At 41.0% G+C, this 6,085-nt stretch carries 4 protein-coding genes; all 4 read right to left on the reverse strand.

The genetic code is table 11. From position 1 onward, the window contains the following. A partial coding sequence (locus AC1DPQ_RS14975; RefSeq protein ID WP_477610007.1) for a DUF885 family protein occupies window positions 1-903 on the reverse strand: 903 nt, incomplete at its 3' end. Between the two features lie 116 nt (window positions 904-1,019). Further along, window positions 1,020-3,356, reverse strand: coding sequence for a GAF domain-containing protein (locus tag AC1DPQ_RS14980; RefSeq protein WP_477610009.1), 2,337 nt, complete (start codon window positions 3,354-3,356; stop codon window positions 1,020-1,022). Window positions 3,357-3,438: 82 nt separating this feature from the next. Continuing rightward, window positions 3,439-5,160 (reverse strand): gamma-glutamyltransferase, encoded by a 1,722-nt coding sequence (ggt, locus tag AC1DPQ_RS14985; protein WP_477610011.1) that lies wholly within the window; start codon window positions 5,158-5,160, stop codon window positions 3,439-3,441. After that, a partial coding sequence (locus AC1DPQ_RS14990) for an AMP-dependent synthetase/ligase (RefSeq protein ID WP_477610013.1) occupies window positions 5,132-6,085 on the reverse strand: 954 nt, incomplete at its 5' end. The genes ggt and AC1DPQ_RS14990, both read right to left, overlap by 29 nt.

The raw sequence follows: 6,085 nt of genomic DNA on the forward strand, positions 1-6,085 counted from the left end.
CCCCAATTCAGGATAATCTGTTTTTACTTTTTCAAGTGCTTTTTTCCATTCGTTACCAAAGCCCATTTGTTGCGAGGCTTTAAGCATTTCGGCATCACACCAGGCAAATTCTCTCATGGCAATGGCCTCAATCTGCTCAGGAGTATAAGCAATCATCTCATCCTTTAAGCTGCTTAATAAAGCTATTCTTCCTATCGGATTGCCAATAATGCCACTTCCATCGTCTTTGGCATTTGACGGCTTAGCTATTTTACCCAGTGCAGCAGCATAATCCTTTACGGCATCTACTACATCAGGATAAACTGCTTTGGTGGCTTTGGTGAATTGCGGATCGTAGCCATCATAAAACTTATAAGCTTCGGTAAATACAGCCAGATATTGATTAACGGTTTCCTGCGCCCAAGAAGCCTGTACTGGCGTAACTGCCAGGTCTTTGTTTTCTACTGCTTTTGTGGTTTTCTGAATAGCTTCTTTCAGTTGTTCGAATTGTTCTTTGGTAATTTTACCATCTTGTTGCTGGCCAACTCTTCGCTTTGCTTCAAAATCCAACAGTATTTTGGCAAAAGGCAAAGTAAAAATACTGCTTCTAAATTCGGCGTAGTGCTGTTGCAAACTTGCCGAATCTGATCGGATATCGCGTTTAAGCAAAATATAATCTACCCTTTCATTTACAGTTAGCTTGTTAAAAGGCAATGCCTTTAATTGTTTTTTCCATTCAGCATAAAAGCGTTCCATCCGCTTAAAGTATTCTTCCGATCGCTTGAGCGTATATTTACGGTTTAACATGGTCTCGTCTGATTGGTATTGATTAATCAGCGGACTCACCAGGCTGGCTTCATTAGTTTGAGCGTGTAATTGTACTGTAACTGTTAGAAATAAAAACAGCGAAAATAGTTTGCGCATAGCGATTGGGGCATGTTTGATTAGCTAACGCAATATAGCTAAACCGCCAAATATTTGCAGAGGGTGCCTGTGTAACTTATTGAAGATATTAGACTAAGGAAGTCCAAATTAAATGTTTAAAAAATAGTTAAGCGCAATGCCTTTAATCCACTTAGTCCCTGTAAATCTTCCAAATCAAGATCTTCAGTTTCAGATTTCAATACGCCAGTTTCCTGCAGATATTTCACAAAGGGCAGGTAATCGTCAATATCTCTTTTATTGAAATAGATCAGTGCTAGTTTATCGGGCTGGGTAAGGCGCTCCTGCGAATTGCGAATAAGTATCTTATCGATCCTTTTTTTGATCATCTGATACCTGATATTGTAAGCGCCTTCTACATCGAACTTCCGCTCGTCGATCCTAAAACTAATGTCTATTGGATGGTTATGGATAAAGATAAGTTGTGTGGTGGCCAACTTAACGGCCAGATCGGGCTGGAGCTGCTGAACCATTTTGGCAATTTCAGCCATTGATGATAGTTGCCATAACCGTAGATTTTTAAGATGGAAGTGATTAAAAATCCGATCAGGAGCGATAGACTGCCCGATATAAATATCGTATTCAACACCATCTGTCCTGAATTTTTCGAAATAACAGGGATAAGAATCCTGCAGTTTTTCGCGTTCACTTTCAAAATAATTGTTAATGGCTGTATTAATCAGCTGCATAGATGTTTCCAGCGCCTGACGGTGTTTATACACTTCGCCATGAGGCACCGAAATGCGGTCGAGATATTTACCGATTACCTTTTGGGTATCAGGATGCGATTGGGAGATGAGCTTTAGGTAATCGCTGGTTTCTTCTTTAAGGAAAATATTGAGGTTGTTTTCATCAGTTGTGTTCAACTCGTCGCCCTGTAAAATATCACTCCACTTGTTGCAGTTAAAAATAATTTCTACCAGCAAAGCATCGCTATAAATTTTGCTCAACTCTTCCAGCGTTTCTCGAAACAGGCTCAAGTGCAGGCTCAGATCGGCCTTACTGGCTACATTGCGTTCAGTAGTAGAATTCCTAATATCTATTGCGCCATAAAAGGGATAAACGTCTGCAAAACTAATATCCTCATTACGCTGTGGCAAATTCCTTTTCTTATTGTAAAGGTGATGCCAGGCAGCTTCATTAAACTTCCACTGTACAGCAGGTTGGATAGAGGTATATTTTTCTTTGATGATGTTTTCAATCTCAAGATTAAACTCATCGATATAGACCTGTAAGAGTTGAGCAATAGGCGCTAAAACGGGCTCCAATAAAGTAATTTTTTTTTCGTCGAAAGTTTCTCCAACCCAGGTGTGCATGCCTAATACGCCAACCAAAATCTGGTTGTGAAATACAGGTAGGAGCGCCATCGATTTTACATTTAGCTCCCTAAACCTGTCTAACCAGGGAAACATCTCTTTGCTTTCGGCCCAGATATCGGGCGAGTAAAAGGAATTCGGATTTGCGGCGTAACCTTCGGCAATCTGCCGAAAAGCTTCGGGACTTAAAGTTTCTTCACCCCATACAGAAAACAACAGACCGCTTCCGCCTTTTACATACCCATAAACCATTTTGTTGTTTACCCTTACGAAAGGAAAAAGATCGAACTGGATATTGGCATTTTGCACCAGCACTTTAAGCGATTGTATCACCTCTCCATAAGCGACACCCTCACTGCCTGGCACACGGCTCAATCTTATACTTTTAATATTTTCTACCGCCTGCTTGGCAGTAACATCGGTAATGGTAAGCACCGAAATACCTCTAAGCTCAAAAAGAGTTAGTGGCAGCACCTGCTGTAGCTTATCCAATCCAGACTCGTCACTCAAATATAGTTGTAACTCCCGGTAGCTAAGATCGGGCAATGGCTGCTTAGCCTTAACTTCGATAAAACTGGCATTTACACCGATATGGAAGTAACCCGGCAAGCCGGTATCGGCATTGATGCCTGAATGGTATTTTTCTTTTAAAGGCACATGAAATGCATATAATTCGTTAAGAATGAAGGAATAGATAAAATGCAGGCGATCATGCTGATGTTGCTCAAGCGTTTTTGACCCGGCAAAACTATTCTGATCTTTTTCTTCATGTTCAAGCAGTTCGTACATCAGCTCCGTTCCATAAAAAGTAATGGGCTGCATTGGTGCACAAAGCCCCCAGGCCTGATGGTCTTCTGTTAAAAGTGCTGGCGAAAGACAGGCATACATATGTTCCAGCAGTAATTCGTGCTGATAAATATCTTCGATAGCGATAACCTGTTCATCAATTCCCTGTTTTTTAAATTCTTTTAAGGCATTGCTATAAATGGTAGATTTTACAGTTCGTTCTTCTTTAATTTTTCGCTGCAGGTATTTGATAAAAGGGCCAAAAGAGATTGCCGAATCTACCTGGGGTAAATCTGGGTAATTTCGGGCAAGATTAAATATGCGCTTTTTCATCTCTTTAAATTTTAAACCACACAACTAATTGAATTGCAAAAGATTGACTAATGCTAAGATAAAAAATAGATGTGAGAAATCGCTACCAGCCAATGGCCTTATCATCTCCCCTTGGGTCGGCACCGCCCTGATAATTGCCCCATTTAGTTTTTAAGATGGCATCAACCCTGCCAATCGCACCTCTCGGTACAATTTTATAGCCTTTTGCTTTTAATTTTTCGAGGGTTAAACTATCGATGGCATCTTTTTCGATATACACTTCATCTGGTAACCATTGGTGATGAAACTTTTTAGCAGCCACAGCCGACTGCATCGACATATCAAAATCGATTACATTTATAATGGTTTGAAATACGGATGTGATGATGGTTGAACCGCCTGGAGTACCCACCACCATAAACAATTTTCCCTCTTTCTCTACAATACTCGGTGTCATAGAGCTTAGCATTCGTTTATTGGGTGCAATTGCATTGGCTTCGCCACCAACTAAACCGTACATATTAGGTGCGCCAGGTTTAACAGAAAAGTCGTCCATTTCGTTATTCAACAGAAACCCGGCTCCTTTTACAGCAACTAACGATCCGTAAGAACCATTTAAGGTAGTGGTAATCGAAACAGCATTTCCATCGCGGTCTACAATAGAGAAATGTGTGGTCTCTTCGTGCTYTGCCCCTTTTATTTCACCGGCCAAAACAGCGCTGCTTGGTGTTGCTGCTGCCCAGTTAAAGTTCGACATGCGTTTTTTATTATAATCGGCGCTCAACATTTGCTGTTGTGGAACAGTATAAAAATCAGGGTCGCCTAAATGTGTTGCCCGATCGGCATACACTCTTCTTTCGGCTTCTACAATTACCTGAACTGTAGAGTCTGCATTATGCCCCCACTTTTTTAATGGGAAATTTTCTACACTTTGCAGTAATTGAATCAGGGCAATACCTCCACTTGAAGTTGGCGGCATGGTAATAATTTTATAGCCTCTATAGTTGCCTGTTATGGGTTTACGCCAGGTGGCGTGATAATTTTTTAAATCTTCTTTTGTAATAAGTCCATGGCCTCGTTGCATTTCAGCCACAAGCGAATCGGCTACAGCACCTTCATAAAAACCTTCCCTACCTTTTCCCTGGATTAGTTTTAGCGTATTGCCAAGCTCTTTTTGAACCAGAAGATCATTTTCCTGCCAGGTACTTTCTAAATTTACGAAGGCCGTTCCATCGGGATTAAAATCCATAAACTTTCTATGCAAACCATTCAATTCGCTTGCCTGCCGCTTAGTAATTTTGAAACCATTTTGCGCCAAATTTATTGCCGGTTGTAACACCTGTGCCCAAGAAAGCTTCCCATATTTTTTGTGTGCCTCTACCATACCATCTACTGATCCTGGTACGCCAGCGGCTAAATGCCCAAATAAACTTTTATCTATAATTGGATTCCCAGCCGAATCGAGATACATATCTCTGCTAGCTGCCGCAGCTGCTTTTTCTCTAAAATCCAAGGCATTTATTTCGCCGTTTGCACCACGGTACACCATAAAACCGCCCCCACCTATATTCCCAGCGTTTGGATAAACCACAGCAAGTGCAAACTGAACAGCAACAGCTGCATCAACCGCATTCCCACCTTTTTTTAAAATATCTACACCTACTTGCGATGCTTCCGGATGGGCAGAAACTACCATCCCATTTTTATATTCACCACTATTGTTTTTACCCAATTGTCCGGTTACGCAACCAGCCAATAACAGCACAACGCTTAGGTATATTAACGATTTTTTTATGTTATTGAGGGGCTTTATAGTTTTCTGCATCTTTATATATTTTTTCGATTACCTCATTGTTTTTCTCGGTAATCAYTTTTCTTTTCAAACTTAATTTTGGGGTAAGCTCTCCTCCATCTATGCTCCACTCTTTTGGTAACAGCGCAAATCTTTTTACCTGCTCCCATTTACCGAAACCTACATTTGCCGCTTCGACAACCTCGTTATATTTAGCTAGCACCTGTTCATTTTTAATAATCTCTTCGTTCGAGGTAAAAGTAATGCCCTTTCTTCCCGCCCAGGTTTTTAAGGTTTCGAAATTTGGAACAATCAGTGCAGAAGGGAATTTTCTATTTTCGCCTAAAACCATAATCTGTTCGATAAAAATTGATTCTTTATATTTATTCTCCAGCATTTGTGGGGCAACGTATTTACCACCTGCTGTTTTAAACATTTCTTTTTTACGGTCTGTAATTTTTAAAAAGCGGCCATCAACCAGTTCTCCAATATCTCCGGTATGGAACCATCCCTCTTTATCCACTGCCTCATCGGTTAAATCAGGTCGGTTGTAATAACCCTTCATTACCTGGTGCCCTCTGGTTAAAACTTCGCCATCCTGCGCTATTTTAACTTCCACCCCTTTAATTACTTCACCAACGGTACCGAACATGGTTCCGCCGAAATGATTAACGGTAATTACCGGTGAGGTTTCTGTTAGTCCATATCCTTCAAAAACAGGCATACCAGCCGCCCAGAAAATTCTGGCCAAACGCGGATTTAGCGCCGCTCCACCCGATACAATCACTACAATTTCACCGCCCAGTGCTTCCTGCCACTTTTTAAAAACCAGTTTACGGGCAATCCCCAATTTGAAATTATACCAGGCCCCCGCATCAATTGTATACTTTTCGGCTAAAGCTACCGACCAGAAGAAAATACCTTTTTTAATCCCCGTTAATGCTTTCCCCTTCTCCAT

The organism is Pedobacter sp. 01T416_2, assembly GCF_056398925.1.

What these genes read in the sequence shown, in the direction of transcription:
- AC1DPQ_RS14980 (WP_477610009.1), bottom strand. Translation starts at nt 3,356, where the DNA reads ATGAAAAAGCGCATATTTAATCTTGCCCGAAATTACCCAGATTTACCC.